Consider the following 25913-nt stretch of genomic DNA (forward strand, 5'->3'; position numbering starts at 1 on the left):
TAAGCAAAAGGAGAAACAATGACAAAGCTATCAAAACGTGTATTGGCAATGGAAGAGTCTGTCACCTTGGCTGCAGGTGCTAGGGCTAAAGCTTTAAAGGCTGAAGGAAGGGATATTTTAGAGCTGACATTGGGCCAGCCTGACTTTGTTACTCCTAAACATATACAAGAAGCAGCAATTGCATCTATTAAAAATGGATCTGCTTCTTTTTATACTATTGCTTCTGGCCTAGCAGAACTTAAAGAAGCTATAAGACAGTATATGGAGAATTTTTATGGCTATAAGGTAACACCTGATCAAGTGGTTGCAGGAGCAGGAGCAAAATATGTTTTATATGCTTTTTTTGCAGCGGTTCTAAATCCTAAGGATGAAGTCATTATCCCAACCCCCTGCTGGGTATCTTATGTTGAACAAGTAAAGATGAATGAGGGAGTACCGGTCACTTTGATGACCTCTCAAGAAAATCATTTTAAAGTAACCGTTGAACAGCTAGAAGCAGCGCGTACTGATAAGACAAAGGTCGTCTTATTAAACAGCCCTTCTAACCCTACTGGTATCATTTATGAGCGTCATGAGCTGGAAGCGATTGGCAACTGGGCCGTAAAGCATGATCTCATACTTCTTGCAGATGATATTTATAGCCGCCTAGTTTATAATGGGGCAAAATTTACACCGATTTCAAGCATCTCAGAAGCCATTCGAAAGCAGACGGTCGTCATTAACGGGGTGTCCAAGGCCTATGCGATGACTGGCTGGCGTGTGGGTTATGCTGTTGGAGATTCTGATATTATTAAAGCCATGGCTAAAATTATCAGTCAAACAACGTCAAATTTGGCAGCTGTTTCTCAATATGCGGCTATCGAAGCTTTAACAGGAAGTCAAGATTCTGTTGAGCAGATGCGTCAAGCCTTTGAAGAACGTCTTAATACAATTTATCCGCTGCTGGCTGAAATTCCAGGATTTAAAGTGGTTAAGCCGCAAGGAGCTTTTTATCTGTTTCCTAATGTTAAAAAAGCTATGGAGCTGAAAGGTTACACAGATGTGACTGACTTTACGGCAGCTATTTTGGAAGAAGCAGAAGTAGCCTTGGTCAGTGGGGCTGGCTTTGGAGCAGCTGAGAATGTAAGATTGAGCTATGCAACGGATATGACTACTCTGAAAAAAGCTATCAAGCGTCTTAACAGCTTTATGATGAAATGATAAAGCTATGCCTTAAAATAGAAAAAGAAAGATAATATTAGAAAAGAGCAAAAGAAAGACATGTCTAAAGATTTAGTGTCCATTATTGATGTCAAAAAGTATGTGGGGAAAGAAGTAACTATTGGTGCCTGGGTAGCTAATAAATCAGGTAAAGGGAAAATTGCATTTTTACAGCTGCGTGACGGAACCGCTTTTTTTCAAGCTGTGGCCTTTAAGCCAAACTTCATTGACAAATTTGGCCAAGAAGAAGGGCTGGAAAAATTTAATAGGATCAAAAAGTTAAACCAGGAAACTTCTGTATTGATTAAGGGGATTGTGAAAGAAGATGAGCGTTCTAAATTTGGCTATGAATTAGATGTGACAGATCTTGAGATTGTCGGTCAAAGTGATGATTATCCAATCACACCTAAAGACCATGGTACAGACTTTTTAATGGATCATCGCCATCTTTGGCTGCGTTCCCGTAAACAGCATGCTATTATTTTGATTCGCAATGAAATTATCCGTGCTACCTATGAGTTTTTCAATTCAAGAGGATTCGTAAAAGTTGATTCACCAATCTTAACAGGTTCAGCTCCAGAAGGCACAACAGAACTTTTTGAAACAGATTATTTTGGTCAGCCTGCTTTCCTTAGTCAGACAGGCCAGCTTTATGCAGAAGCAGGTGCTATGGCCTTTGGCAAGGTCTTCACCTTTGGTCCGACTTTTCGTGCAGAGAAATCAAAGACACGCCGCCATTTAACCGAATTTTGGATGATTGAGCCTGAGATGGCCTTTGTTCATCATGAAGAGTCTATGGATATCCAGGAAGCTTATATCAAGTTTCTTCTGCAAGCAGTCTTAGATAACCAAGCCTATGCTCTTGAAGTTTTAGAACGTGATAAAGCACTCTTGCAAAGATATATTGATGAACCTTTTAAGCGTGTCACCTATGATGATGCTATTACTCTTCTTCAAGAAAAAAGTGCTGAAAATGACTATGAACCGATTGCATGGGGAGATGATTTTGGCTCACCGCATGAAACATTTATTTCCAATTATTATGGAGTGCCAACATTTATTATTAATTACCCTAAAGCGATTAAGGCCTTTTATATGAAGCCGCATCCAACGCGTGATGACCTTGTCATCTGTGCTGATTTGATTGCGCCAGAAGGTTACGGAGAAATTATTGGCGGTTCTGAGCGGGCAACAGATTATGACTATCTTAAAGCTAAAGTAGAGGAATACGGCCTCTCAGAAGAAGAATACAGCTGGTATCTTGATCTTCGAAAATACGGCTCAGTTCCCCACTCAGGTTTTGGACTTGGTCTAGAGCGGGTTGTTACTTTTATAACAGGCAATGAGCATATTCGTGAAGCTATTCCTTTTCCACGTATGCTTCATCGCTTAAAACCTTGATAAGATAAACAAAAAGCGAAGCAAATATTATGATTTTGCCTCGCTTTTTATTTATCATTTTATAAAATATCACTCTCTTTAAGCTCTTAGAGCTGAGCTTTGTAAATATTTCCATCTAACTTAAATTTTGCTATAATAATGATGAAATTTCTATTTGGAGGAAACCCATTATGTCAAAGACACTTCATACGGATAATGCCCCTGCAGCAATTGGACCTTATGTCCAAGGAAAAATTTCTGGCAATCTTTTATTTGCATCAGGCCAAGTGCCCTTATCACCAAAGACAGGAGAAGTCATTGGCACCACTATCCAAGAACAAACCCAACAAGTTTTAAAAAATATTTCAGCCATTTTAACTGAAGCTGGAACAGATTTCGATCATGTTGTTAAAACAACTTGCTTCTTAAGTGATATCAATGATTTTTCCGCTTTTAACGAAGTTTATGCAAAGGCCTTTAATGCAGATTTCCCAGCTCGTTCAGCTGTGGAAGTGGCACGATTGCCCAAAGATGTCAAAATTGAAATTGAAGTCATTGCAGAAGTTAGTCCATAAAAATCTTCTTAGCAATTGATTTGAATAGGAAATGAATTAGACTTCTGATGGTAAATGGATACAAAAGAGGCTGGGACAAAACCTAACCTCGTTATATGTAATAGTGATGACAGTTTGACGCAGTGGTTGGAAGGCTTTGTATCCTAAGTGTAAGTTCAACTTTTTAACAGTCTGAGAGACTGTTTGAGGCAGCCAATCAGGTCAGCTGTGTTGGTCATAATTCTAATCAACTGTGCGGGAGTGGATGATAAAATTGATTTTGGCGAAATCATGACTGGGTCCCACTCCCTTAAGATTAAGAGCGAGGAAAGGTAGTATGGTGAGTAAGAATCAAGTTAGTCCAAGCAAGGAGCAATCAGATGGCAGCCTGTTTAAGGATTTAGATCAAGGGCTGCAAAAAGAAATATTAGCTGTTTCCCCTGATATCAAAGAAGATACCTTTATTTCCAATCAGGATATGACAAAATATTCTCTGCACTATATGGATAAAATTATTGAGCAGGCTAAGGAAAAAAACGATAGTATCAAAGGATACGTATCAGCACTAAGCCGTGAAGAGATGCATGGCAGTGTTGAAGAACAGCTGCAGGCAAAAATCACTTTTGGCCAAAAAATTGCAGATGCCGTTGCAAAATTTGGCGGTTCTTGGACCTTTATTATTACTTTTATACTGCTGATGGCTCTATGGATGGCTGTTAATCAGCTGCATATTTTTGGTCTTCGCTTTGATGCTTATCCCTTTATTCTTTTGAATTTGGCTCTGTCAACTTTAGCAGCGGTACAAGCACCGCTCATTATGATGAGTCAAAACAGAGCAGCAGAGCATGATCGCCTGCAGGCTAATAATGATTTTAGAGTGAATAAAAAATCAGAAGAAGGTATCCGCTCTTTACATGCCAAATTAGACCATATCGTTCAGCAAGATCAAAGTGAGCTTTTGGAAATACAGCGTCTGCAGACAGAAATGCTGGCTTCTATCAGCCAGCAGATTACACGCTTAGAAGAAGTGCAGAAGCAATTAGGAAAAGAGGAGAAGAGGCATGAGTGACAATGCTAAACAAATTGATCTGGTGATTGTAACAGGCTTAAGCGGCGCAGGAAAAACTGTTGCTATCCAATCATTTGAGGATTTAGGCTATTTTACAATTGATAATATGCCGCCAGCACTGGTTCCTAAGTTTTTGGAACTTGTTGAAAATAATGAAGAAAATAATAAAGTGGCTTTAGTGGTTGATATGCGCAGCCGTTATTTTTTCAAAGAAGTCAGCTCTATTTTAGATAAAATAGAAGCCAATGATGCCATTAATTTACGTATTCTTTTTTTGGATGCTACTGACGGTGAGTTGGTGTCTCGGTATAAAGAAACACGGCGAAGCCATCCCCTATCTCCAGATGGCCGTGTTTTAGACGGTATAGCTCTGGAGAGGGAATTGTTGGCTCCTTTAAAAAGCCTAAGCCAAAATGTTGTTGATACCACAGAACTAACACCTCGTCAATTGCGCCAAACAATTTCAGAACAATTCTATGGGCAAAAAAATGAACACAATTTTCGTATTGAAGTCATGAGTTTTGGTTTCAAATATGGTTTGCCTATTGATGCCGATCTTGTTTTTGACGTACGTTTTTTGCCAAATCCATACTATAAGCCTAAGCTGCGCAATAAAACGGGGCTAGATAAAGAAGTAGAAGATTATGTGATGCAGCATAAGGAATCTGAGGATTTTTACAGTCATTTACTGGGCTTACTTCAGCCTATCCTGCCAGGCTATCGTAAGGAGGGAAAAGCTGTTCTGACGATTGCTGTTGGCTGTACAGGAGGCCAGCATCGCAGTGTTGCTTTTGCCCATCGATTGGCTAAAGATCTTTCAAACGATTATTCTGTCAACGAAAGCCATCGAGATAAAAATCGACGTAAGGAGTCTGTAAACCGTTCATGAGAAAGCCCAAGATAACAGTTATCGGCGGAGGGACTGGCATTCCAGTTATTTTAAATAGCCTACGCCATAAAGACCTTGATATTACAGCTATTGTAACTGTTGCTGATGATGGCGGCAGTTCTGGTGAAATCCGCCATGCTACGCAGCTGACACCGCCGGGAGATCTGCGAAATGTATTGGTTGCTATGAGTGATATGCCGCGGTTTTACGAAAGGATTTTTCAATATCGATTTAATAAAGAAGATGGTTCCTTGGCCGGCCATCCTTTAGGAAATTTAATTATTGCAGGTATTTCTGAAATGCAGGGGTCTACTTATAATGCCATGCAGATTTTAACCAAATTTTTTCATGTAACAGGTAAAATTTATCCTTCCAGTGAAAAAGCCTTGACCTTGCATGCTGTTTTTAAAGATGGCCAAGAGGTTATCGGTGAAAGCCATATTTCACAGCATAAGGGGATGATCGATCATGTTTTTGTGACCAATGATTATGATGACAGCAAGCCAAAAGCTAGCCGTAAGGTCGTTAAAGCGATAATGGAAAGCGATATGATTGTTTTAGGCCCGGGTTCTTTATTTACCTCTATCTTGCCGAATTTAGTTATCGAAGAGATTGGGCAGGCTGTATGCGACACTAAAGCAGAAGTCGCTTATGTCTGCAATATTATGACCCAATACGGTGAAACAGAGCATTTTACAGATGCGGATCATGTGCGGGTCCTTAATCGCCATTTAGGCCAAAAATTTATTGATACTGTTTTGGTTAATGTAGAGAAGGTCCCGCAGGAATATATGAATTCAAATAAATTTGATGAATACTTGGTACAAGTAGACCACGACTTTGCTGGCCTGCAAAAGGAAGTTTCGAGAGTTGTATCTTCTGATTTTTTATGTTTGGAAAATGGAGGTGCTTTTCATAATGGTGAAAGTGTTGTTGCTGAGCTGATGAATTTGATTGGGATGAAAGAGCTATGAGTTTTACAACGCAAGTAAAAGAAGAAGTCCTTAATTTGGATTTGGCAGATAAAAATGAACTAGCTGCTATTATTAAAATGTCAGGGAGCTTAGGTTTAACAAACCATGGCTTGACCTTATCTCTCAATATTGAAAATGCCAAAATTGCACGGCATATTTATGCTTTAATTGATCAGGTTTATCAGATGGCACCTGAGATTAAATACCATCAAAGAACGAACTTAAAAAAGAATAGAGTCTACACTGTTTTTTTAGATAATAAAGTGGTTGAGATTTTATCGGATTTACAGCTATCGGATTCTTTTTTTGGTCTTGAAACAGGTATTGAAGAAAAAATAATGTCAGAAGATGAGGCTGGACGTTCCTATTTGCGGGGAGCTTTTTTAGCAACAGGCTCTATTCGGGATCCTGAGTCTGGCAAATATCAGCTGGAAATCTTTTCGGTTTATTTAGATCATGCAGATGATTTAGCTAGATTAATGCAAAAATTTATGCTAGATGCTAAAGTTATTGAACATAAAAACGGGGCTATCACTTATTTACAAAAAGCAGAAGATATTATGGATTTTTTGCTTGTCATTGGCAGTATTGAGACAGCACAAATTTTTGAAAAAATAAAAGTATTGCGTGAAGAACGAAATGATATCAATCGTGCTAATAATGCTGAAACAGCCAATATTGCTAAAACCATTAATGCCAGTATGAAAACAATTAATAATATTGTTAAAATTAAGGATAGAATTGGTTTGGAGTCTTTACCTGTAGAATTGCAGCAGATTGCTCAAATTAGGATTGCTAATCCTGATTTTTCAATTCAGCAGATTGCAGACAGCTTAGATAAACCTCTGACTAAGAGCGGCGTCAATCACCGTTTGCGAAAAATTAATAAAATTGCCAATGAACTGTAGGAGTCTCCTTTAATAAAGCACAAAACTTTCTTATTTGATGAAGAAAATTTCAGACTAAAAACAATCTATTTTTCAGCGTCAAAATGTTTTAGCTTCTAGCAATTTCAATTTTAATTTCTCTTATTTAGGCGAGAAAGCGAGCTCCAAACGAGTCTGCTGACGTCCATATCACCCAAGGAAAGTCTCAAAAGAAGACTTTATCTTCAGTCTGAGTTTTTTTATGATAAAAAGGGCTTGTAAAATTTTTAAAGTATGATATACTTAACCAGTAAACTATTAACCGGTTAAGAAAAAGGAGATAAAATGAAGAAAAAACCTTTTATTATCATATCTTTACTTATTGTTATCCTCTTGGCATCTGTTGCTTTTTTAATGCGCAAAAATCAAGAAGTAAGAGATAAGGGGAAACTCAATGTTGTCACAACTTTTTATCCTATGTATGAATTTACAAAAAATATCGTAGGAAAAGAAGGAAATGTCTCTCTTTTGATTAAAGCTGGGACAGAAGTACATGATTTTGAACCTTCTACCAAAGATATTGCAAAAATCCAAGAGGCGGATGCCTTTGTTTATGACGATGACAGCATGGAAACTTGGGTGAAATCTGTCAAAAAATCTGTCAATACACAAAAAGTTCCTTTCATCAAAGCGACAGGGAAAATGATCTTGGCACCAGGAACGAAAGAAGAGGAAGGTGAGCATAAAGATGCAGGCCATAGCCATGATTATGACCCCCATGTTTGGCTGTCTCCTAAGCGTGCCATAAAGCTTGTTGACAATATCCGCAGCAGTCTTTCTAAGAAATTTCCTAAAAGCAGTAAGGTTTTCCAAAAAAATGCAGCTGCCTATATCAAAAAATTGAAAGCTCTTGATAAAGAGTACGCAGCAGCCTTGTCTCAAGCTAAGCAGAAATCCTTTGTCACACAGCATGCTGCCTTTGGCTACTTAGCCTTAGACTATGATTTGACCCAAGTTCCTATTACTGGCTTAACGGCAGAGTCAGAACCTTCAGCTAAACGTCTGGCTCAGCTTTCCAAGTATGTCAAAAAATACGGGGTCAAATATATCTATTTTGAAGAAAATGCTTCTTCTGCCGTTTCAAAAACACTGGCTAAAGAGGCAGATGTACAGACGGCTGTTTTAAATCCCTTAGAAAGCTTGAGTCAAAAGCAAATTACAGCAGGAGCCAATTATTTTTCTGTTATGCGCAGTAATTTGCAAGCTCTTAGAAAAACAACGGATCAAATAGGCAGTGCTATTAAACCTGAATCAGATACTGATGATAAAACAGTAGCTAAGGGCTATTTTAAAAATAAAGATGTTAGCAATCGTCACTTATCGGATTGGACAGGCCATTGGCAGTCAGTTTATCCTTACCTAAAAAAGGGAAGCTTAGACAGTGTTTGGGACTACAAGGCTAAGACGCAAAAAGATAAATCTGCTGAAGATTACAAGAAATACTATGCCAAAGGCTATCAGACTAATGTTGAAAAAATAGACATTAATGGGAAGAAAAAAAGAATAACATTTTATCAAGAAGGCAAAAAACATTCCCATATTTATAAATATAAGGGATATAGAATTTTGAATTATAAAAAAGGCAATCGCGGTGTTCGTTATCTTTTTGAACCGAAGGATAAAAATGCTGGTTCCTTTAGATATGTTCAATTCAGTGATCACGGGATTCGATCACAAAAATCAGAACATTTTCATCTTTTTTGGAGCGGCGACAGCCAAGACAAGCTCTTAGAGCAGCTGGATAATTGGCCAACTTACTATCCAGCTAAGCTGACGAGCCAAGAAATTGCTCAAAAAATGATAGCTCATTCTTAAAAAGAAGCCTAAACAAAGCTTGCCTTGTTTAGGCTTCTTTTTCAATTACAGTTGATTATTGTTAGAATATTTTATAAACTAAAATTCTAAATAAAAATTTTTCTGAAAAGGTGATAGAGATGACTAAAAAAGAAGTTGGCCATAACTTTCTTGCTAGATTAGGGAAGAAACGTTTACGTCCCGGCGGTATTACAGCTACCGCTTGGCTGATTAATCAGGGGCAGTTTCATAAAAACAGCAAAGTATTAGAAGTTGCCTGCAATAGGTGTGCGACTGCTATTGATTTAGCCAAAACTTATGGCTGTCAGATTGAAGGCGTAGATAGTGATCCCAAGGTTTTAGAAAAAGCGCGGATTTATATTAAAGAAGCTAACTTGGATGAGCTGATTCATGTGCAGCAGGCTAATGCTATGAAGCTTCCTTTTTCAGATAATTCTTTTGATATTATTATCAATGAAGCTATGCTAACCATGTTAAAAGGTGAGGCTAAAATCAAGGCTGTTAAAGAATATTTGCGTGTTTTAAAACCTGGCGGTCAGCTCTTAACGCATGATGTTTCTTTTCAAAATAAAAATGTGGAAAGCCAGCTGATGCAACTGCGCCAAACGATTAATGCCAATGTTGAACCGCTTCATATAAGCGATTGGCAACAATTATTTAAGGCAGCAGGTTTTTCAAACGTAAAAAGCCATTATGGCAGGATGACATTAATGTCGCTGTCTGGGATGATTAAAGATGAAGGTCCTTTGGGGACTCTGAAAATAATTTACCGAGGCTTAAAAAAAGAAAACCGACAGCAATTTTTGAACATGTATCGTTTTTTTAATAGAGCAAAAAGGGATTTGTTGTATATCGCAGTTTGCAGTACAAAGCAGTGCAGTTAAAAAGAAAGGAGCTTTTATGGCTTATATTGAAAAAATAGCACAAGGACAAGTATTAGATTTAAAAACAGAGGTACCAATTGAAAAAGAGCAGATGCTTAGTAAAACCTTAGTTCAACGAAAAGATTTAGGGATGACTGTCTTTTCATTAGACAAAGATCAAGAAATTAGCCGCCACTCATCACCAGGAGATGCCATGGTTACTATTTTAAGCGGTTTGGCAGAAATCACTATTGACAAGGAAATATTTGAAGTTGCGGCAGGACAAACCATTGTCATGCCAGCTAATATTCCGCATAGTCTTTATGCTAAAGAAGCTTTTCAAATGCTTTTAGTTGTTGTAAAACCAGAGGTAGACCATGATTGATAATCTCCTAGATTTGGTAAAATACCATGATGATCAAATTGCCAGTCGTTCTTTAACTAAGAAATTAAAAATAGATAATCCTATCACTCTCTATGCTCTGCCAGTCGGTGAGTCTATCAGCAATGAAAGCAGTAAATGGTGTAAATTGATTCAGGTCTTAGAAGGAAGCCTGCAAGTGGAAATAAGAGGAGATAAGTATGTTATCAGTCATCAAGGCTTGATGAGTATTGCTGCCAATCAGGTACATAGTCTCTATGCACTTGAAGACAGTAAGATCTTGCAGATAGAAGTAGAAGATAAGAGACCTAAATAAAAAACCTTGCCAAAGCAAGGTTTTCTTCATTATTTGAGACCGTATTTTTTGTTGAAACGATCGACACGTCCGTCTGCTTGTGTGAATTTTTGACGTCCTGTGTAAAATGGATGTGAATCTGATGAAATTTCAACACGGATAAGTGGATAAGTTTGGCCTTCAAATTCAACTGTTTCATTTGAAGTTTTAGTTGAACCACTGAGAAATTGGTATCCCGTTGAAGAATCCATAAAGACAACTGGATGGTATTCTGGATGAATATCTTTTTTCATTTTAAAAAATTTCCTTTCTGCCATAGCTTTTTTTGAGCCATAGTTAATAACCATTTTATTTTACCAAAAATAGAGTTCCTTGACAAGTTTTTTTAAAAAATGATTGCCGTTTTCTAGATCTGGTTTGCATCAAAACCGTGTTTAGTATCAACAAAACGAATGTAGAGATTTCTTGTTTTAAATTTCCAGATCCCATTTTCTTTAACAAAGCTGTCATTATAACGGATGGCGACATTCATTAAAGCATTTTCGCCATTTACTTCGGTTTCATGATAGGCAAGAGTATAAGTCTCAGCTGCAGCTTTTTCGCCGCTTTCATCAAGATCAATCATTAACTGCCCATTAAAGTGAAAAGTCATTTTATAGTGTTCAAGATTTTCAAAAACAGCTAGAAACTCTGCCGGGCTAGTATAGACTTGTACCGGACGATCCTCATTGCCAGCTGCAAATACCTTAAATACTGCACCATCAGCAAAAAGATCTGCTTGTGCCTGTGCTTGGCGTGTATCTGCATAATGTGCATATAAATCAATTGTACGGCGAATGCCTTTTTCTTCTAAATATCTATCCATGATTTTTCCTTTTATTTTTTCTAATAGATGCTTTTTCAAGCCTCATTTTCGTGATGAGCAAAAGGCTAGATTCTAGCAGGCTGCTGCTGAAAATTGTGCTTAAGGTCATCATTTTTTTGTTAAAGACGGTTTCTAAGTTTTGCAGGCAAGCAGCTCAAACCTTGCTAAGAGGATAGCTACACCCTGCATATTTATGATATACTAAAGTCATCATTCAATAAAGGAGAAAGAATATGGCCCGCCCTAAAAGCGAGGAGAAACAATTAGCCATCCTTAACGCAACAAGTTTTTTAATTGCTCGCTACGGTCTAACAGGAAGTCCAACCTCTCTTATCGCCAAACAAGCAGGCGTTTCAGAAGGAACTATTTTTCATTATTTTTCAAACAAGGAAAAGTTACTCAATCAGCTTTATCTCCATATAAAAAGTCAGCTTGCTTCAGATTTAAAACAAATACTGAAAGAGGACTATTCTTTTAAAGATTACCTTTGGCATATCTGGGAAGCTTATATCCGCTGGGGATGCCGCAATCCTAATGACAGTAAAACGCTGAATCAGCTGCTTAATGCCGGTATTTTATCTCCGGTAACACTCGAACAAGTAAAAACAGTCTTACCTCAATTAGATATTGGTTTAACGACCTCAGAAGAAAAGCGCTTTGGGCAAGAGAATGACTTTGTAGAAGCTCTTTTTATTGCTCTTGCGACAACAACTATTGAATTTTCAATTGCTCAGCCCAAGAAGAAAACAGTTTATCTAGACCGAGGCTTTTCCCTGCTGTGGAAAATGTATGAAAATGACACGAGCAGCTAAAAGGCGTAAAAGCTTTTATAAAAAAGAAAGGTAGATTGGCTTGTGAGTCTTTGCTTTTTTACCAATCTACTTTCTGCTTTTCATAGTTCCTGCACGATTTACTTTTAAGTGGCTGCAAAAACCTCTTTGGTCTTGCTGCAAATTATTCTTAACTTCCTTTGCCTTTTAGGCCATTTATTGGGAATATAAACTCTGAAATTTAGGACCAGATAAGCTAAACGATAAATCACTATAGTCAACATAGCCAACCGTTTGATGGCTTTGGTATAATTCTTCCAAAAATGCCGCAACATCTGTGCTTGTATTAGAAACTTCAAAATAGGCATAGTCTGTCCTGTCCGTTGCAATGGCAGCAAATTCAGTGCTAGTAGCAGAAGGAGCCAGAACTTTTGCCTTTAATTTTGCGCCATTAGCCTGCAGCTCTTGGGCTAATCCTTCGGTAAAAGAAGTCACAAAAAATTTAGTTGCACAGTAAGTTGTTGCACTTGGAGAGACAATATAGCCTGCAGCAGAAGCAATATTAATCAGCTGTGCTCCTTCAGCATCAGCATAATCCTGCACGTAAAGAGTAGATAAAATCGTGACTGCTTCGACATTTAATTTCAGCATATTTTCGACTTTGCCCAAAGAATTGTCTTTAACTTCTCCCAGCAAGCCAATCCCAGCATTATTAATCCAAGTGTTGATATTATATTCCTTTAGGCTATCATAAAAAGAGTAGAGCTTTTCAATATCTGTCAGATCACATTTGACAGTGACAATATCTAAACCTTCATACTTGTTTAGAAGGTCTTTTTTTAATTCTTCTAAACGATCAAGCCGTCTTGCGACTAGAATGAGATTTCTTCCTTTGCTGGCAAATAATTCTGCTGTTGCTTGTCCTATTCCGGAACTAGCACCTGTTATTAAGCTATAATTGTTAGACATAGTAGCCTCATTTTTAATTAATTGAGTACTCACTCAATAGTATAGCTCAAAAAAAATAATTTTGCAAGAATTTTGCAGGTTTCGTGCTATAAAATGAAATAGCAGCTAAAATAAAAAAAAGATGGCAAAAAAACAGCTCTCAGAATTCTTTTACAAATAAATAGCCTGTTTAAGAAGGCCATAATTGGCTCGCCTTCCTAACAGGCTATAGTAGTTATCAGCCGCACAGTTTGAGATCGTACATTCTCAAAACGGCCTTAATGGTTCTTTTATGTTAAAAGTTCTTTTAATTCTTGATAGATTTCTTCATTTTCTTTAAGACTGTAAGAATTAGCCCCGCTGGCAAAGGGGTGGCCTCCGCCCTTATGCCTTTTGGCAACTTCGTTGATTATAGTGCTTTTACTGCGGAGTCGAACGCGATAGTGTCCGTCAGCTTGTTCGACAAAGATGGCCCAGGCTTGAACACTGTCTATTTTACCTGGTGTTCCAACAATCGCAGCTGTCTCGGCATCTGTTACATCAAATTTTTTAAGAATATCTTGGGTTAATAAAATGCATGCAGCTCCTTTTTCATCAATTTTGAGATTATTGAAAATATAAGCTTGCAGTTTAGCAATTTTGATCGAGAAAGAATCCATCCGACGTGACATAGCAGCAAAATCAAAGTTATATGTCCGCAGTTTGCTGGCAATAGCAAGGGTTTTACTTGTTGTAGCTGGGTAAAGAAAGTGTCCGGTGTCGCCGATGATCCCATTGTAGAGCAGCTTTGCTGCGGTATTGGACAAGTTTAATCCTGTTTTTAAAGCAAAATCAGTAATGATTTCGCTTGCGCTGGAAGCAGAGGTATCAACATAATGAATATCCCCGTAAACATCATCATTAGGATGATGGTCAATTTTAATAAGGAAATCACCTTTTGTATAGCGTTTATCATCAATACGGGGAGTGTTTGCAGTATCAGTAACAATAACTAATGCTCCCTTATAATCTTCATCTTGGACATCATCCATTTCAGCAATCCATGTTAAAGTAGGTTCATTAAAACCTGCAGCTTTGACTGTTTTATCAGGGAAATTATACTTGATGATTTCCTTTAACCCCACTTGGCTGCCCAAAGCATCGGGATCAGGCTTCATATGCCGATGGATAATAATGCTATCATAATGTTTGATTTTTTCTAAAATATCTTGGAAAGCAGTCATAAATAAGTCCTTCATTTTTATTTTTTATTATTATAACATAGAAAAGGTGCTGAAAAATCAAATTCTTCGAATTATTGATTTTCTGTCCCAGTCTCTTTTGCCATAGATTATTTTAGAAATACAATCCGTTTAAATACGGAAATAATATCTCATTAAATCTTTTTTATGCTATACTATAAGGGAATTAAGATTTAGTTCATTTATAATAAGGTATAAAGGGGGTTCTATGACAGCTAATAAAAAGCACCATAAAGTATTATGGATAGTATTAGACAGTCTTTTGGGAGTTATTATATTAATTGCAGGCGTTATAGGAGGGAAAATATATATGGATCATAAAAAAATGGAGCATCTTTATCAACATGGTTTTCGGTTATTGGAGGAACAGACAGCTCTATATGTCAAAGAGCACTATTCTGGTGTTAAAAAGATTGAATTTTCTCCAATCTTTAAAGATGGCGGAGGAGGATTTACTCAGCTGACTTTAACGGTTGTTCCGGTTATTTATGATAAAGATGGGCATCGTGCTTATTTAGGTGGGACAGTCGGTAATACAGTTTATAGTAGCTATGGCTATCCAACTGATTTTTATGCTCTTGAGATTGGGAGTTATGGAGAAGAGATTATTGATTTAGCGGCTTCAAACAATGGTGATTATGTTGAGGTTTCTCATGATAAGACGTTGCCAAAAAAAGCCAAATTAGATAGTGCCGAAGGGATAGATGATAATATTGATGCTCTGGTAAAGAATGGTCAACTGAATATTAAGAAACAAAAAGACGGCAGTCCACATGCTAAGATTACCTACAATACTGAGATTAAAAAGGGAGACTATAAAAAATGGCGCTAACCGATCAACAAATTCAACAAATCCAAGGTAAACGAGAAGATTATCCTGACTATAAGAAAAGGCAGATAGTTGATGTAGGTAATAGAAAACATCATGTATATTATAAAGTAGTAAATGTTCTGAATGGAACGACACAAGCAGTAGCTTTGGCACCTTGCGATAAAAATGGCAAACATATCGATTACAATCAAACAGCTATCGTGGTAAACGGTACCCAGCCAGGGATTAATCAATCCACTGATAATGCTTTAAAAGCGACAGGCGGCATGACACCTCAGTACAGTGATATTAAAAAATTTTATCATGCTACTGAAAAGAAAGTTAGTCAGCATGATGGCACGATTTCTAATATGTCAGGCTACAGTCAGTCTGGTCCCGCCGTCGCTAAGGTGGCAGCCCAGTATAAGGTAAAAAAGGTTACTAACTTTATGGACTGGGGAGCTCAGGCAGCTTATGACCATGGCGATATCACTAAGAAAGAAAAGAGCTATTTAGATAAACATGCTACAGTATATACGGACTCAACAAAGGATATAACTTGGGCAGATGGTCATGGTGGAACTATTCCTTATGGCAAGAAGATACATATTGAGGGAAGTTGGAACCCAGTATCGGATCATGATCCCAAATATCCTCACATTAAAGGCAACGGTCCTGATATCAACTGGTATATTAAACACCATCAGTTTTGCTCGGGCATGACGAAAGCACAGGTTGAACAGGTTGCTAAATACAAGGCCAAACATGATCTCGATCCCTTCAAAAGCAAAGAAGATTACATGACAGACTATAAAAAGCTTTATGGCGCCTACGCCAAGGTCAAAAAGGCCAAGGTCAACAAATGGGCTGTTGATAAGAAAGCAGGCAAAGGCAAGACAGCTCCTAAGTCTGCTTCCAAGAAGATCCTGCTCAGGAAATCGCAGCTGACAGCTCTTGCCAGCCAAGCGGTTCAAGAGTCCGAGACCTTTGAACAGGAGGTGGCACAAAAGCTGGCTGAAGCCAAAGCTTCTGTTCAGGACCTTGTTGACAGAACTCGGGCTCAAGCATATGAAATTGCTCAGCACTTACCGGCTGGTGAAGTTGAGGAACTTTTAGCTAGGATTTCTTTTCATCAGGTTTGGGACGAAGGCGCTGAAGAAGCTAACCGTGCCGAAGTTAGGGAGTACAGCCAAAAGATCGAACAGCTCTCAGATAACTTAAAAAGAACGGCAGCCAAACTGGAAGAGGCAGACCTAGAAGAGGCCAGCCAGATTAACTTGTTATAAGGAGGGTCTTTGTTTTTATTATGGAAGCATTAGAGAGACTTCTTCAAGAGGTGACAGAAGCTCAGCTAGAGCTGAAAAAGATGCAGGAAAGGATAGTGCTAAGAGCGCTGGCTGCAGCAGCCAGCGAACAATTGGCTGAACAAGGTGAAGAGCTTAGAGATTCCTTAGACAGTTTAGGCCAGACGGCCAAGTCACAGTTGGCGGCCAAGGTCATCTCGGGAATTGAGGGGATCTTTGAAGGAAAAGCTGCAGATTCTGCTAAAAGTCAGCTCAGCCATTTACCCGCCCCTGTCTTTGATAATCCGATTCGAGCATAAGGAGATTTGGCATGGATAAGAAAGAATTTGAACGCTTAGAGGATGCGCATTTTCAAAAAATGCGGCGCTATGATGAAGCTGCTTGGGATCTTTATGATATCAGACAGGACAGTAAAAAGACTTATGAGGAGCTGTCTAATTTTGTCATGTCTTTGCAGCACAATATGCTGGGAGCCCCACTTAACTTTTATCTGTTTGATCTAGCAGATTCTTTTGAGGCATTTGACAAATGGGCTTACCGCAAAGAAGATGATTTAGAAGAACTGCGTTACCAAGAAAAGCAGGCTTTTATGAAAAAGACAGAAAGTTATAAGCCTTCTTCTTTTTGGTAAGAGTGCCTTTAGCAGACTTTAGTTAAAAGGAGCCTGAGACAAGAAACAGTCTCAAGCTCCTTTTAGTTCTTTAGGGTAAAGCGCAGAAAGTCAATAAAATAATCAAGTCCAGTCTTCTTTATCATAGTCTTTAGGAAGGAGGTACGGATCCGTCTTTTTTTTTCATCATATGAAGCTATCGCATTAAGCTTATTATCGTATAGAAAAAAATGAAAAATAGGTGAAAAAGTTAAATCTTAAAAAATGTCAAGGCTGGGATCACAATCCATGGCCTCATTTTAATGGAGCTGTTTATACCTTATATAATATATCAGTTGACATTCTTTATTTAATCTCTTTATATTTAGCGTCTAAGCCGCGTTTGACCGCAGGGCGTTCAGAGATTTTTTCAGTCCAATTTTGCAAGTGCTTATATTCTTTTACATTAAGAAAGATACCGGCTTTATCCCAAATTTTATCTTGAGCCAGCCGTCCGTACCAAGACCAGATCGCAATATCTGCGATACTGTAATCATTGCCCGCAATATAGTTTTTTTGAGCTAATTCTTTATCTAAAAGATCCAGCTGGCGTTTAGCTTCCATGCTAAAGCGATCAATAGCATATGTGATCTTTTCAGGAGCATAATGGAAAAAATGGCCAAAACCGCCTCCTAAAAAAGGAGCAGCTCCTGTTTGCCAAAAGAGCCAATTCAGGACTTCTGTACGTTTGGCAAAGTCTTCTGGTATCAATTGTTTAAATTTGTCAGCTAAATAAAGAAGAATGGAGGAAGATTCAAAAATGCGAACCGTTTTTTCTCCTGATTGATCTAAAAGAGCAGGTATTTTCGAATTGGGATTAATAGCTACGAAATCCGAACCAAACTGCTCACCTTCACCAATAGCAATACGATACAAATCATAATCAGCTTCTTTTATATTCAGCTCTTTTAATTCTTCCAGCATAATAGTAGCCTTAATACCATTTGGGGTACCAAGGGAATAGAGCTGAAAGGGCTTGCTGCCAAGAGGTAATTTTTGCTGAAAGCGACTGCCAGCAGTTGGTTTATTAATACTTCCCCAAGTCCCTCCAAGATCATCTGGAATCTTCCAAACCTCAGGTAAAATAGCGTTAGACATAGAAATTCTCCTTATCCTTAATTTACTTATAATAGGTTTATCCTATCAAAAATGAGATAGATTTTCAAAAAAGGAATATCATAAAAACAGTATTTGCAAATTCTTTCTATTTTGATAAGATGGAAAACAGAAAAGGAAAATAATGTGGTTAAAGATATTTTACAGCAATTAGCAAAAGCAGAGCTGCACTGTCATTTAGATGGTTCTTTATCTCTTGAGTGCATCAGGCAATTAGCTGCTATGGCTCAAGTAGACATACCCGAATCAGACCTTGAACTAAAAAGTTTGGTGAGTGCTCCTAAAAATGCCAAAAACTTGATGGATTATCTAAAGAGCTTTGATATCATTCGTCCGCTGCTGCAGACAGAAAAAGCGCTCAGTCTAGCGGCCTATGATGTCGCTAAGCAAGCGGCTAAAGAGCATGTTATTTATATAGAAGTTCGTTTTGCACCTGAATTATCAATGGATCAAGGTTTAACAGCCATCCAGACAGTAGCGGCGGTAGAAAAAGGTTTAAGGCAGGCACAGAAGGACTTTGGAATAGTGGCAAAGGCTCTCATTTGCGGGATGAAACAGTCTCATCAAAAAAAGACCAAGTCGATTTTTAAATCTCTGCTGCAGTCAGAAAGTTTAGATTTTGTTGGTTTTGATTTCGCAGGAAATGAACTTGATTTTCCGCCTGAGAATTTTGCTGATATCATCCACGATGTGCAACATGCAGATTATCCCATGACCTTCCATGCAGGAGAATGCGGTTGCCCTCATTATATTGCTCAGTCTCTAGCTTTGGGCATCAAACGGTTGGGACATATAACGGCGATTTGCCATCAGCCTGATTTATTGGCAGAGTTGGTGCAGCAGGGGGTGACTGCTGAGCTTTGTCTAACGAGCAACCTGCAAACAAAAGCAGCAGCCTCTATAGCTGACTTTCCCTATCGGGAACTTTATGAACTAGGTGCTAAAATAACGATTAATACAGACAATCGAACCGTCTCTGATACAAGCTTGACCAAGGAATATCATCATTTTCAGGAGCTGTTTGCTACAACTGTGAGTGATTTTTATCAATTCAATCAAAATGCTCTTGAAGCTGCTTTTGCTTCAGAATATGAAAAGAAAGAGCTTTTAACCCAATTGGCAAAATCTTATGAAAAATTCCTAAAATAAAATATTTTAAAAGTGCTGAAACTGTGATATAATCAAGCTAGTTTTAATTTGGAGGAAAATATGGCGCTCGCTAAGATTGTTTTTGCAAGTATGACAGGAAATACGGAAGAAATTGCTGATATTGTCGCCCAGAAGTTTGAGGAATTAGGCCATACAGTCGAAGTTGACGAATGTACGACTGTTGAAGCTGATGAGTTTCAGGACGTTGATATTGCTATTGTAGCTAGTTATACTTATGGAGATGGTGATCTGCCTGATGAAATCGTAGACTTCTATGAAGATTTGCAGGATCTGGATCTATCAGGAAAAATTTATGGTGTTGTTGGTTCAGGGGATACTTTTTATGATTACTTCTGCAAAGCAGTTGATGATTTTGAGTTAGCTTTTGAAGGAACTGGTGCTACAAAGGGAGCAAAATCTGTCAAGGTGGACCTTGCCGCAGAGGATGACGATATTGAAAAGCTGGAAAAATTTGCTGAAGAAATTTCTGAAAAAATTAGCTGACTCTCGTTTAGTCAGCTTTTTTATTATCTGAATGCAGATAATAAAAGTCTTTCTAAACTTTGTTCATTTCTTTTTTCATTTTTAATGCTCTTTGAAAATCTCTTCAAACTGGCTCAGCATCACTCTTCCCTACCTTAGCCCTGCCTGCGGCTAGCTTTCTCATTTGCTTTTTGATTTTCATTGAGTATAAGAACTGAATTTTCATTAAAAAAGGAGTATAATGAAAAAAAGGTCAATCCTTTTAAGTTCAAACAAAATGAGTTTTGTTTTTAGAGGTGAGGTGAAGCAGGTTGAAAAATAGAGATTATGCTTTTGGTTTTCACGATGACGTTAAACCTCTTTATTCAACAGGCAGAGGCTTAACAGAAGAAGTCGTTAGAGATATTTCTGAGATAAAAAATGAACCGCAGTGGATGTTGGATTACCGTCTGCGCTGTTTAGAGCTTTTCCATAAATTACCTATGCCTGAATGGGGGCCAGATTTATCTGGTATTAACTTTGATGACGTGATTTATTATCAAAAGCTCAGCGGTCAAGCTTCCAGAAGCTGGGAAGATGTTCCTGATGAGATTAAAAGGACTTTTGAGCGTTTAGGTATCCCAGAAGCAGAGCGTCAGTTCTTATCTGGAGCAGTAGCACAATATGAGTCAGAAGTGGTCTACCACAATATGAAGGAAGAATTTGCCAAATTGGGTATTATTTTTACGGATACAGATACAGCTCTGCAAGAATACCCTGACCTTGTCAAACAATACTTTGCAACAGTTATTTCACCTGCTGAGCATAAATTTGCAGCTTTAAATGGTGCTGTGTGGTCAGGAGGAACTTTCATTTATGTCCCTAAAGGGGTGCAGTGCCAAATTCCGGTTCAAACCTATTTTCGGATTAACGGTGAAAATGCCGGTCAGTTCGAACGTTCACTTATAATCCTGGAAGAAGGAGCCTCCATTCAATATATTGAAGGCTGCACGGCTCCAACGTATTCCACCAATAGTTTGCATGCTGCTACGGTGGAGATTATCGTTAAACGAGATGCCTTCTTTCGCTATACAACTATTCAGAATTGGTCAGATAATGTCTATAATCTTGTCACTGAGAGGGGAACTGTAGAAGAAAACGGGACTTTAGAATGGATCGATGGAAATTTGGGCAGTAAGGTCAATATGAAATACCCATGCTCCATTTTAAATGGCAGACAAGCGAGAACATCTGTTTTATCCATGTCCTTTGCTAACTATGGACAGCACTTAGATGCCGGCTGCAAAGTTTATCATAATGCACCGCATACTTCAAGCACCCTCATTTCTAAGTCTGTCGCTAAAGACGGTGGTAAAACGGACTATCGCGGAGCCGTTATTTTTGGCAAAAACAGTGCAGGTTCCAAGTCACATATTGAATGTGATACCATTTTAATGGATGGTGAATCAAGCTCAGATACCATCCCCTTTAATGAAATTCATAATTCAGATGTTTCTTTAGAACATGAAGCAAAAGTATCAAAAGTTTCTGAGGAACAGCTTTATTATATTATGAGCCGCGGCATTAGCGAAGAAGAGGCAACAGCCATGATTATCAATGGTTTTATGGATCCTATTACCAAAGAACTTCCAATGGAATATGCTGTTGAGTTAAATGCCTTGATTAGTATGAGTATGGAAGGTTCGGTCGGTTAAAAAGCGAGAATCTCTTACCTAATCTTATGGCAAACATAAAAGCTAAAAAGTAGGATACATCACTTTCTGTGAAATGATGATGTTTACCTGCTTTTTTTAGTGATGGATTGCATTTTACGCCTAATTTTTTTACAATAGGCAAAAAAACAAGAAAGATTTACAATTTAAAGGTTTTATTTTGGAAAAAGTTCATATGAAAAAAATTCGTGTAAAATACAAGCAGATAAGCCGGCTTTTTATGCTGATCGGCATATTCATTATAGCTGTTTATATTGCTTTTGTTCTCTATCGTTATTGGAACCAATGGCTGGTTTTGGTCAATCCGCAAAGAGCGTTTAAGGTTTTTGAGCAGCAATTTCGTTCGGAAACTATCTTTAATTTTATGATTTTAACACTTTTGACCAGTCTTACCTCCGCCATCCCTTTTCTATCCAGCTCCGTTTTGTCAGTATTTAATGGACTTGTTTTTGGCTCTGGAATTGGGATTATAATGAATATTGCTGGAAATACTTTAGGTCATTTTTTCCTGATCCAGTTTATGGCACGTATTGATTTGGCTGATAAAGACAGTAAGTTAAATAAGCATTTAGAAAAGCTTGCCAAGATAAAAAATCCCTATCTTGCCCTCATTTTAGGTTATATGATTCCTTTTATTCCTTCCTTTTTAGTGGATTATACAGCTCTTGATACAAAAATGCCTTGGCATCGTTGGTTAATCTGCTTGATTCTTGGTGTTACTCCAGCAAGTGTTCTTTATGCTTTTGGAGGGCATGCTATTATAGATGGAAATGTCAAGGAGTTAATAGTTCTTGTCTTGTTTGTTCTTGTCTTGCTGCTGCTTTATAAAGGTTTTGAAAAAAGAAAAGCTGCTAAAGATTAAGACCAGCAAAGCTTAAACAGACAGCCCTCAGCTGGCTGTCTATGGGGAAAATTGATCCCTGCAAAATCAATTTTGTCCCATGCCCTTGTTTTTGCTATAATAAAGCGAAAGGAGAAGAGATGGATTTAGAAACTATTAGAGAGCAGATTGATAATATTGATAAAAAATTAGTTCAGGATTTGGAACAGCGAATGGCTTTGGTTAATCAGGTTGCCCACTATAAAAAGGCGGCTGGCAAACAGGTGCTTGATCCAAAACGCGAACAGGCTCTGTTAAAAAAGATAGCTGGATTAGTTGATGATGACACCTATCGTTCAACGATCTCAGCGATTTTTACAGATATTCTCAAACATTCCAGAGAATATCAAAGGAGAGTTTTGGATGAGAACTGACATTAAGTCTTTTCTTGATTTAAAGAAAAACGGCCATCTCCTATTAATCTCAATAGCAGCGATCCTTGTTGGTGTATTGGTTGGTATCATTGATATGATTTTTGGTGCCGTTTTAAATGTTTTAACAGCATTTCGGCAAATGCATTTTTTATACCTGATTCCTTTTCTTCCGCTCTCAGGTTTGCTGATTGTTTTTCTTTATGATCGTTTTGGAGGAAAAAGCATCAAGGGGATGGGCTTAGTATTTGACGTTGCAGATAAAAAGGAAGTGACAATTCCTAAGAGGTTAGTCCCTTTAGCTATTTTTTCCACTTGGTTAACCCATCTTTTTGGTGCCAGTGCTGGCCGTGAGGGAGTAGCTGTTCAGATTGGGGCAGCCTTATCGCATGCTTTTTCACCTATTTTTAAATTTGAGGAGTCTTCCAGAAGTTTTTTAATCATTGGTATTGCAGCAGGTTTTGCAGGTTTATTTCAAACACCCATGGCTGCTATTTTATTCGCCTTAGAAGTCCTTGTTATTGGCCGTTTAGAATTATCTACTTTATTGCCAACAAGTTTAGCAGCTTATACTGCCAGCTATACATCTCATTTATTAGGATTAAAAAAATTCACTCATCTAATCAGAGTAACCATTGAATTAAATCCGGTTCTCTTTTTAAAATTGGCTTTTTTGGGAGTCTTATTTGGCTTAGTAGGAACTTTATTTGCCTACTTATTGAGAAGAACGAAATTAGCTTTGATTTTACGCTTTAGACGGCCTTATCAGCGTATAGTGCTTGTGGGTCTCCTGCTTAGTGTTCTCTTAACTGTACTGGGCATGGGACGCTATTCTGGTTTAAGCACAGGTCTTCTTATCAATAGCTTTAAAGGAAATGTGTTTGTCTTTGATTGGCTGTTTAAGCTGATTTTAACGGTCTTAACCTTATCAGCAGGTTATCAAGGCGGTGAGGTGATGCCTATGTTTACTATAGGTGCAGCTCTAGGGGCCGTCTTAGCTCCTTTCTTTAACCTGCCGGCAGCTTTTGTAGCAGCTTTAGGCTATGCAAGTGTTTTTGGCAGCGGAACCAGTACGTTTTTAGCTCCTGTTTTTATTGGAGGAGAAATTTTTGGTTTTGAAAATATTCCCTATTTTTTTATTGTGGTTTGTTTTGCCAGTATTGTTAAAAAGCAAATAAGTGTCTACAGCTCTCAAAAGGTTATTAATGGCTAGCTCTAAAGACTGTATTTTATTTATGGGATAAGACAGTCTAAATTTTTGTCTTATCCTGTCACTTTCACTTTTATAAAAGGAAGTTTTATGGTTGAAAAAAGAATTAAAGAAACAAGTGACTTATCCTATTTGACTTTGCTTGTTTTAGCTTTGATGGGACTTATCATTGGGGGACTGGTTGGTTTAGTTGATACTGTTTTTGGGCGTGTATTGATTGATCTGACTGCGATTAGAGATAAAAATCCCTGGTATTGGCTTCCCTTTTTAAGTGTGGCTGGCTTAACTATTGTCTATTTGTATCAGACCATAGGCGCTAAAAGCGCTAAGGGGATGGGCTTAGTATTTCAGGTTGGCTTTGAAGAAGAAGATACTATTCCTAAGCGTCTGATACCAATGGTTATTGTCACGACTTGGCTAACTCATCTTTTTGGCGGCAGTGCTGGCCGGGAGGGAGTCGCTGTACAATTAGGTGCGACAGTTGCTCATTGGTTTAACCGATTTTTTCATTTTCCAAATAAATCGCGTATTTTTCTGCTGACGGGCATGGCCGCTGGTTTTGCCGGCTTGTATCAGACACCGATGGCCTCCGTTTTATTTGCTTTAGAGGTGCTGGTGATTGGCAATCTTGAGCTTGGCGCTTTGGTTCCCATGACCATTGCTTCTTTCACAGCTAGTCTGACATCGCATACCCTAGGCCTAGAAAAATTTTCTCATACTTTGGCAAGGACGGTTTCTTTGACACCAACTGTCTTTATTCAGTTGCTTATTTTGGGATTGGTCTTTGGTTTAGCAGGAAATCTATTTGCTTATTTATTAGCTTGGTGTAAGCAGCTGCAGGCACAGTTGTTTCCGAATCCCTATAGGCGTATTTTCCTTCTTGGCCTCCTCTTAAGTCTTCTTTTTCTGTTGCTTTATCAAGGACGTTATTCTGGTTTAGGAACGAATCTGATTGCTGCTAGTTTTTCAGGAGGAAAAATATATGCTTACGATTGGCTGCTGAAGTTATTATTGACTGTCATAACCTTAGCCGCTGGTTTTCAAGGCGGAGAAGTAACGCCTTTGTTTGCTATTGGCTCTTCTTTAGGAGTTCTTCTAGCTAGCCTTTTTCATCTGCCGATTGCATTCGTAGCTGCTCTTGGTTATATTTCTGTTTTTGGCAGTGCGACCAATACTTATTTAGCCCCTATTTTGATTGGCGGAGAGGTTTTTGGCTATCAAAATTTACCAGCCTATTTTATTGTCTCGACTTTTGCTTATATTGTTAATCGTAAACACTCTATCTACACTTTGCAGAAAATCAGCGTAAGAAGTTAAAAGAAATTTAAAGACTCTAAAATTCTCAATTAAGGCATATCTTCCTTAAAAAGAGGACTTTACAATAAAAATAAATTTTGTTAAAATGAATTTTGTGTGTAATGGACACATATAAACGGCTAATCCGCTGAGATCAGTTCTTAAGATTAGTAAGAGAAGGAGAATAAATAAAATGAATCCATTAATTCAAAGTTTAACTGAAGATCAGCTTCGTACAGATATCCCTGATTTTCAGCCCGGAGACACTGTACGTGTTCATGCTAAGGTCGTCGAAGGAAATCGTGAACGTGTTCAGGTTTTTGAAGGTGTTGTGATTTCACGTAAGGGCCAAGGCATTTCAGAAATGTACACTGTTCGTAAAATCTCAAGCGGTATCGGTGTTGAACGTACATTTCCGCTTCATACACCGCGTGTTGAAAAAATTGAAGTGACTCGCCATGGTAAAGTACGCCGTGCTAAACTTTACTATCTGCGCGCATTGCAAGGTAAAGCTGCACGTATTCAAGAAATCCGTAAATAAGAAACAGTTACTCAACTGCTTGAGAGTGGGACAACGAAATCAAATTCTTCGAATGATTGATTTTCTGTCCCGCTCTTTTTTTATTAATAAGAACAAAAACTCTTAGAATGCCGTTATACCAGTGATTCTAAGAGTTTATTATGATGGGTTGCTCTCTTTAAAAGCTGCTTTTTTAAAATAAGTCAGGTTTATTTTCTGCATTAGCAGTCTAATAGGCTGG

General features: G+C 38.1%; 29 protein-coding genes. 24 read left to right on the top strand and 5 right to left on the bottom strand.

What is annotated here, in order from left to right:
- Positions 1-18 precede the first annotated feature (18 nt).
- The 11 genes from STRMA_RS01605 to STRMA_RS01655 all read left to right on the top strand — a co-directional run bounded on the left by STRMA_RS01605 (position 19) and on the right by STRMA_RS01655 (position 10368).
- A complete protein-coding gene (locus STRMA_RS01605; RefSeq protein ID WP_003080095.1) occupies positions 19-1200 on the top strand; it encodes a pyridoxal phosphate-dependent aminotransferase in 1182 nt (393 codons plus the stop codon).
- 60 nt (positions 1201-1260) lie between these two features.
- Entirely contained in the window at positions 1261-2601 is a 1341-nt protein-coding gene (asnS, locus tag STRMA_RS01610; protein ID WP_003082378.1) for an asparagine--tRNA ligase, read from the top strand.
- 170 nt (positions 2602-2771) lie between these two features.
- A complete protein-coding gene (locus tag STRMA_RS01615) occupies positions 2772-3155 on the top strand; it encodes a RidA family protein (RefSeq protein ID WP_003080994.1) in 384 nt (127 codons plus the stop codon).
- Positions 3156-3471: 316 nt separating this feature from the next.
- Positions 3472-4203, top strand: a complete 732-nt coding sequence (locus STRMA_RS01620) for a DUF1003 domain-containing protein (RefSeq protein ID WP_003082413.1) — start codon at positions 3472-3474, stop codon at positions 4201-4203.
- Entirely contained in the window at positions 4196-5092 is an 897-nt protein-coding gene (gene rapZ / locus STRMA_RS01625; protein ID WP_003080858.1) for an RNase adapter RapZ, read from the top strand. Before STRMA_RS01620 ends, rapZ begins: the two co-directional genes overlap by 8 nt.
- A complete protein-coding gene (locus tag STRMA_RS01630; protein WP_003081983.1) occupies positions 5089-6066 on the top strand; it encodes a YvcK family protein in 978 nt (325 codons plus the stop codon). The genes rapZ and STRMA_RS01630 overlap by 4 nt, the downstream gene beginning before the upstream one ends.
- Positions 6063-6974, top strand: coding sequence for a DNA-binding protein WhiA (gene whiA, locus STRMA_RS01635; RefSeq protein WP_003079683.1), 912 nt, complete (start codon positions 6063-6065; stop codon positions 6972-6974). Before STRMA_RS01630 ends, whiA begins: the two co-directional genes overlap by 4 nt.
- Positions 6975-7277: 303 nt before the next feature.
- A complete protein-coding gene (locus tag STRMA_RS01640) occupies positions 7278-8807 on the top strand; it encodes a zinc ABC transporter substrate-binding protein AdcA (protein WP_003078990.1) in 1530 nt (509 codons plus the stop codon).
- 119 nt (positions 8808-8926) lie between these two features.
- Positions 8927-9691 (top strand): class I SAM-dependent methyltransferase, encoded by a 765-nt coding sequence (locus STRMA_RS01645; RefSeq protein WP_003081893.1) that lies wholly within the window; start codon positions 8927-8929, stop codon positions 9689-9691.
- A gap of 16 nt (positions 9692-9707) precedes the next feature.
- The gene (locus STRMA_RS01650) at positions 9708-10055 is read left to right on the top strand and encodes a cupin domain-containing protein (protein ID WP_003078701.1); all 348 of its coding nucleotides are present in this window, start codon (positions 9708-9710) and stop codon (positions 10053-10055) included.
- Positions 10048-10368, top strand: a complete 321-nt coding sequence (locus tag STRMA_RS01655; RefSeq protein WP_003081394.1) for a cupin domain-containing protein — start codon at positions 10048-10050, stop codon at positions 10366-10368. The genes STRMA_RS01650 and STRMA_RS01655 overlap by 8 nt, the downstream gene beginning before the upstream one ends.
- Before the next feature lie 29 nt (positions 10369-10397).
- On the opposite strand, the gene STRMA_RS01660 is transcribed toward STRMA_RS01655, so the two are convergent.
- Together STRMA_RS01660 and STRMA_RS01665 are read right to left on the bottom strand one after the other, a co-directional pair.
- Positions 10398-10640 (bottom strand): type B 50S ribosomal protein L31, encoded by a 243-nt coding sequence (locus STRMA_RS01660; RefSeq protein WP_280523027.1) that lies wholly within the window; start codon positions 10638-10640, stop codon positions 10398-10400.
- 113 nt (positions 10641-10753) lie between these two features.
- Complete coding sequence (locus STRMA_RS01665; RefSeq protein WP_003080213.1) at positions 10754-11212, bottom strand: nuclear transport factor 2 family protein; 459 nt, start codon at positions 11210-11212, stop codon at positions 10754-10756.
- A gap of 233 nt (positions 11213-11445) precedes the next feature.
- Here STRMA_RS01665 and STRMA_RS01670 point away from each other — a divergent pair, with 233 nt between their 5' ends.
- Positions 11446-12024: a TetR/AcrR family transcriptional regulator gene (locus STRMA_RS01670; protein WP_003082143.1), complete on the top strand. Its 579-nt coding sequence runs from the start codon at positions 11446-11448 to the stop codon at positions 12022-12024.
- A 174-nt stretch (positions 12025-12198) separates the two neighbouring features.
- Here STRMA_RS01670 and STRMA_RS01675 read toward each other — a convergent pair whose 3' ends face one another.
- Together STRMA_RS01675 and STRMA_RS01680 are read right to left on the bottom strand one after the other, a co-directional pair.
- Entirely contained in the window at positions 12199-12951 is a 753-nt protein-coding gene (locus tag STRMA_RS01675; protein ID WP_003080828.1) for an SDR family NAD(P)-dependent oxidoreductase, read from the bottom strand.
- A gap of 269 nt (positions 12952-13220) precedes the next feature.
- Positions 13221-14153 (bottom strand): DHH family phosphoesterase, encoded by a 933-nt coding sequence (locus STRMA_RS01680; RefSeq protein ID WP_003078519.1) that lies wholly within the window; start codon positions 14151-14153, stop codon positions 13221-13223.
- 226 nt (positions 14154-14379) lie between these two features.
- Here STRMA_RS01680 and STRMA_RS01685 point away from each other — a divergent pair, with 226 nt between their 5' ends.
- The 4 genes from STRMA_RS01685 to STRMA_RS01700 are packed head-to-tail and all read left to right on the top strand — an operon-like array spanning position 14380 to position 16917.
- Positions 14380-15003 carry a hypothetical protein gene (locus STRMA_RS01685; protein ID WP_003078466.1) on the top strand — a complete coding sequence of 208 codons (624 nt, stop codon included), beginning with the start codon at positions 14380-14382 and terminating at the stop codon, positions 15001-15003.
- A complete protein-coding gene (locus STRMA_RS01690; protein ID WP_003081395.1) occupies positions 14994-16268 on the top strand; it encodes a hypothetical protein in 1275 nt (424 codons plus the stop codon). The genes STRMA_RS01685 and STRMA_RS01690 overlap by 10 nt, the downstream gene beginning before the upstream one ends.
- Before the next feature lie 20 nt (positions 16269-16288).
- On the top strand, positions 16289-16585 hold the full coding sequence (locus tag STRMA_RS01695) for a hypothetical protein (protein ID WP_003079040.1): 297 nt from the start codon (positions 16289-16291) through the stop codon (positions 16583-16585).
- Between the two features lie 11 nt (positions 16586-16596).
- Entirely contained in the window at positions 16597-16917 is a 321-nt protein-coding gene (locus STRMA_RS01700) for a hypothetical protein (protein WP_003081971.1), read from the top strand.
- A gap of 324 nt (positions 16918-17241) precedes the next feature.
- Here STRMA_RS01700 and yghU read toward each other — a convergent pair whose 3' ends face one another.
- On the bottom strand, positions 17242-18033 hold the full coding sequence (yghU, locus tag STRMA_RS01705; RefSeq protein WP_003079262.1) for a glutathione-dependent disulfide-bond oxidoreductase: 792 nt from the start codon (positions 18031-18033) through the stop codon (positions 17242-17244).
- A 144-nt stretch (positions 18034-18177) separates the two neighbouring features.
- Here yghU and add point away from each other — a divergent pair, with 144 nt between their 5' ends.
- From add to rplS, 8 genes are all read left to right on the top strand, one after another.
- Positions 18178-19200, top strand: a complete 1023-nt coding sequence (add, locus tag STRMA_RS01710; protein ID WP_003081047.1) for an adenosine deaminase — start codon at positions 18178-18180, stop codon at positions 19198-19200.
- Positions 19201-19260: 60 nt separating this feature from the next.
- Positions 19261-19704 (top strand): flavodoxin, encoded by a 444-nt coding sequence (locus STRMA_RS01715; protein ID WP_003079901.1) that lies wholly within the window; start codon positions 19261-19263, stop codon positions 19702-19704.
- Between the two features lie 290 nt (positions 19705-19994).
- Positions 19995-21377 carry a Fe-S cluster assembly protein SufB gene (gene sufB / locus STRMA_RS01720; RefSeq protein ID WP_003079206.1) on the top strand — a complete coding sequence of 461 codons (1383 nt, stop codon included), beginning with the start codon at positions 19995-19997 and terminating at the stop codon, positions 21375-21377.
- 193 nt (positions 21378-21570) lie between these two features.
- Positions 21571-22257: a TVP38/TMEM64 family protein gene (locus STRMA_RS01725; RefSeq protein WP_003082023.1), complete on the top strand. Its 687-nt coding sequence runs from the start codon at positions 21571-21573 to the stop codon at positions 22255-22257.
- A 119-nt stretch (positions 22258-22376) separates the two neighbouring features.
- Positions 22377-22649 (top strand): chorismate mutase, encoded by a 273-nt coding sequence (locus STRMA_RS01730; RefSeq protein WP_003079736.1) that lies wholly within the window; start codon positions 22377-22379, stop codon positions 22647-22649.
- A complete protein-coding gene (locus STRMA_RS01735; protein ID WP_003082392.1) occupies positions 22639-23859 on the top strand; it encodes a chloride channel protein in 1221 nt (406 codons plus the stop codon). The genes STRMA_RS01730 and STRMA_RS01735 overlap by 11 nt, the downstream gene beginning before the upstream one ends.
- A gap of 87 nt (positions 23860-23946) precedes the next feature.
- Complete coding sequence (locus tag STRMA_RS01740) at positions 23947-25173, top strand: voltage-gated chloride channel family protein (RefSeq protein WP_003080067.1); 1227 nt, start codon at positions 23947-23949, stop codon at positions 25171-25173.
- 172 nt (positions 25174-25345) lie between these two features.
- Complete coding sequence (gene rplS, locus STRMA_RS01745) at positions 25346-25693, top strand: 50S ribosomal protein L19 (protein ID WP_003078753.1); 348 nt, start codon at positions 25346-25348, stop codon at positions 25691-25693.
- The last annotated feature ends 220 nt before the right edge of the window (positions 25694-25913 follow it).

The organism is Streptococcus macacae NCTC 11558 (assembly GCF_000187995.2).
GTDB lineage: Bacteria > Bacillota > Bacilli > Lactobacillales > Streptococcaceae > Streptococcus > Streptococcus macacae.

Excerpts from the sequence above, each read along its gene's own strand:
- STRMA_RS01605 (WP_003080095.1), top strand. The coding sequence starts at position 19 with ATGACAAAGCTATCAAAACGTGTATTGGCAATGGAAGAGTCTGTCACC.
- asnS (WP_003082378.1), top strand. The coding sequence starts at position 1,261 with ATGTCTAAAGATTTAGTGTCCATTATTGATGTCAAAAAGTATGTGGGG.
- STRMA_RS01615 (WP_003080994.1), top strand. The coding sequence starts at position 2,772 with ATGTCAAAGACACTTCATACGGATAATGCCCCTGCAGCAATTGGACCT.
- STRMA_RS01620 (WP_003082413.1), top strand. The coding sequence starts at position 3,472 with ATGGTGAGTAAGAATCAAGTTAGTCCAAGCAAGGAGCAATCAGATGGC.
- rapZ (WP_003080858.1), top strand. The coding sequence starts at position 4,196 with ATGAGTGACAATGCTAAACAAATTGATCTGGTGATTGTAACAGGCTTA.
- STRMA_RS01630 (WP_003081983.1), top strand. The coding sequence starts at position 5,089 with ATGAGAAAGCCCAAGATAACAGTTATCGGCGGAGGGACTGGCATTCCA.
- whiA (WP_003079683.1), top strand. The coding sequence starts at position 6,063 with ATGAGTTTTACAACGCAAGTAAAAGAAGAAGTCCTTAATTTGGATTTG.
- STRMA_RS01640 (WP_003078990.1), top strand. The coding sequence starts at position 7,278 with ATGAAGAAAAAACCTTTTATTATCATATCTTTACTTATTGTTATCCTC.
- STRMA_RS01645 (WP_003081893.1), top strand. The coding sequence starts at position 8,927 with ATGACTAAAAAAGAAGTTGGCCATAACTTTCTTGCTAGATTAGGGAAG.
- STRMA_RS01650 (WP_003078701.1), top strand. The coding sequence starts at position 9,708 with ATGGCTTATATTGAAAAAATAGCACAAGGACAAGTATTAGATTTAAAA.
- STRMA_RS01655 (WP_003081394.1), top strand. The coding sequence starts at position 10,048 with ATGATTGATAATCTCCTAGATTTGGTAAAATACCATGATGATCAAATT.
- STRMA_RS01660 (WP_280523027.1), bottom strand. The coding sequence starts at position 10,640 with ATGAAAAAAGATATTCATCCAGAATACCATCCAGTTGTCTTTATGGAT.
- STRMA_RS01665 (WP_003080213.1), bottom strand. The coding sequence starts at position 11,212 with ATGGATAGATATTTAGAAGAAAAAGGCATTCGCCGTACAATTGATTTA.
- STRMA_RS01670 (WP_003082143.1), top strand. The coding sequence starts at position 11,446 with ATGGCCCGCCCTAAAAGCGAGGAGAAACAATTAGCCATCCTTAACGCA.
- STRMA_RS01675 (WP_003080828.1), bottom strand. The coding sequence starts at position 12,951 with ATGTCTAACAATTATAGCTTAATAACAGGTGCTAGTTCCGGAATAGGA.
- STRMA_RS01680 (WP_003078519.1), bottom strand. The coding sequence starts at position 14,153 with ATGACTGCTTTCCAAGATATTTTAGAAAAAATCAAACATTATGATAGC.
- STRMA_RS01685 (WP_003078466.1), top strand. The coding sequence starts at position 14,380 with ATGACAGCTAATAAAAAGCACCATAAAGTATTATGGATAGTATTAGAC.
- STRMA_RS01690 (WP_003081395.1), top strand. The coding sequence starts at position 14,994 with ATGGCGCTAACCGATCAACAAATTCAACAAATCCAAGGTAAACGAGAA.
- STRMA_RS01695 (WP_003079040.1), top strand. The coding sequence starts at position 16,289 with ATGGAAGCATTAGAGAGACTTCTTCAAGAGGTGACAGAAGCTCAGCTA.
- STRMA_RS01700 (WP_003081971.1), top strand. The coding sequence starts at position 16,597 with ATGGATAAGAAAGAATTTGAACGCTTAGAGGATGCGCATTTTCAAAAA.
- yghU (WP_003079262.1), bottom strand. The coding sequence starts at position 18,033 with ATGTCTAACGCTATTTTACCTGAGGTTTGGAAGATTCCAGATGATCTT.
- STRMA_RS01715 (WP_003079901.1), top strand. The coding sequence starts at position 19,261 with ATGGCGCTCGCTAAGATTGTTTTTGCAAGTATGACAGGAAATACGGAA.
- STRMA_RS01725 (WP_003082023.1), top strand. The coding sequence starts at position 21,571 with ATGAAAAAAATTCGTGTAAAATACAAGCAGATAAGCCGGCTTTTTATG.
- STRMA_RS01730 (WP_003079736.1), top strand. The coding sequence starts at position 22,377 with ATGGATTTAGAAACTATTAGAGAGCAGATTGATAATATTGATAAAAAA.
- STRMA_RS01735 (WP_003082392.1), top strand. The coding sequence starts at position 22,639 with ATGAGAACTGACATTAAGTCTTTTCTTGATTTAAAGAAAAACGGCCAT.
- STRMA_RS01740 (WP_003080067.1), top strand. The coding sequence starts at position 23,947 with ATGGTTGAAAAAAGAATTAAAGAAACAAGTGACTTATCCTATTTGACT.
- rplS (WP_003078753.1), top strand. The coding sequence starts at position 25,346 with ATGAATCCATTAATTCAAAGTTTAACTGAAGATCAGCTTCGTACAGAT.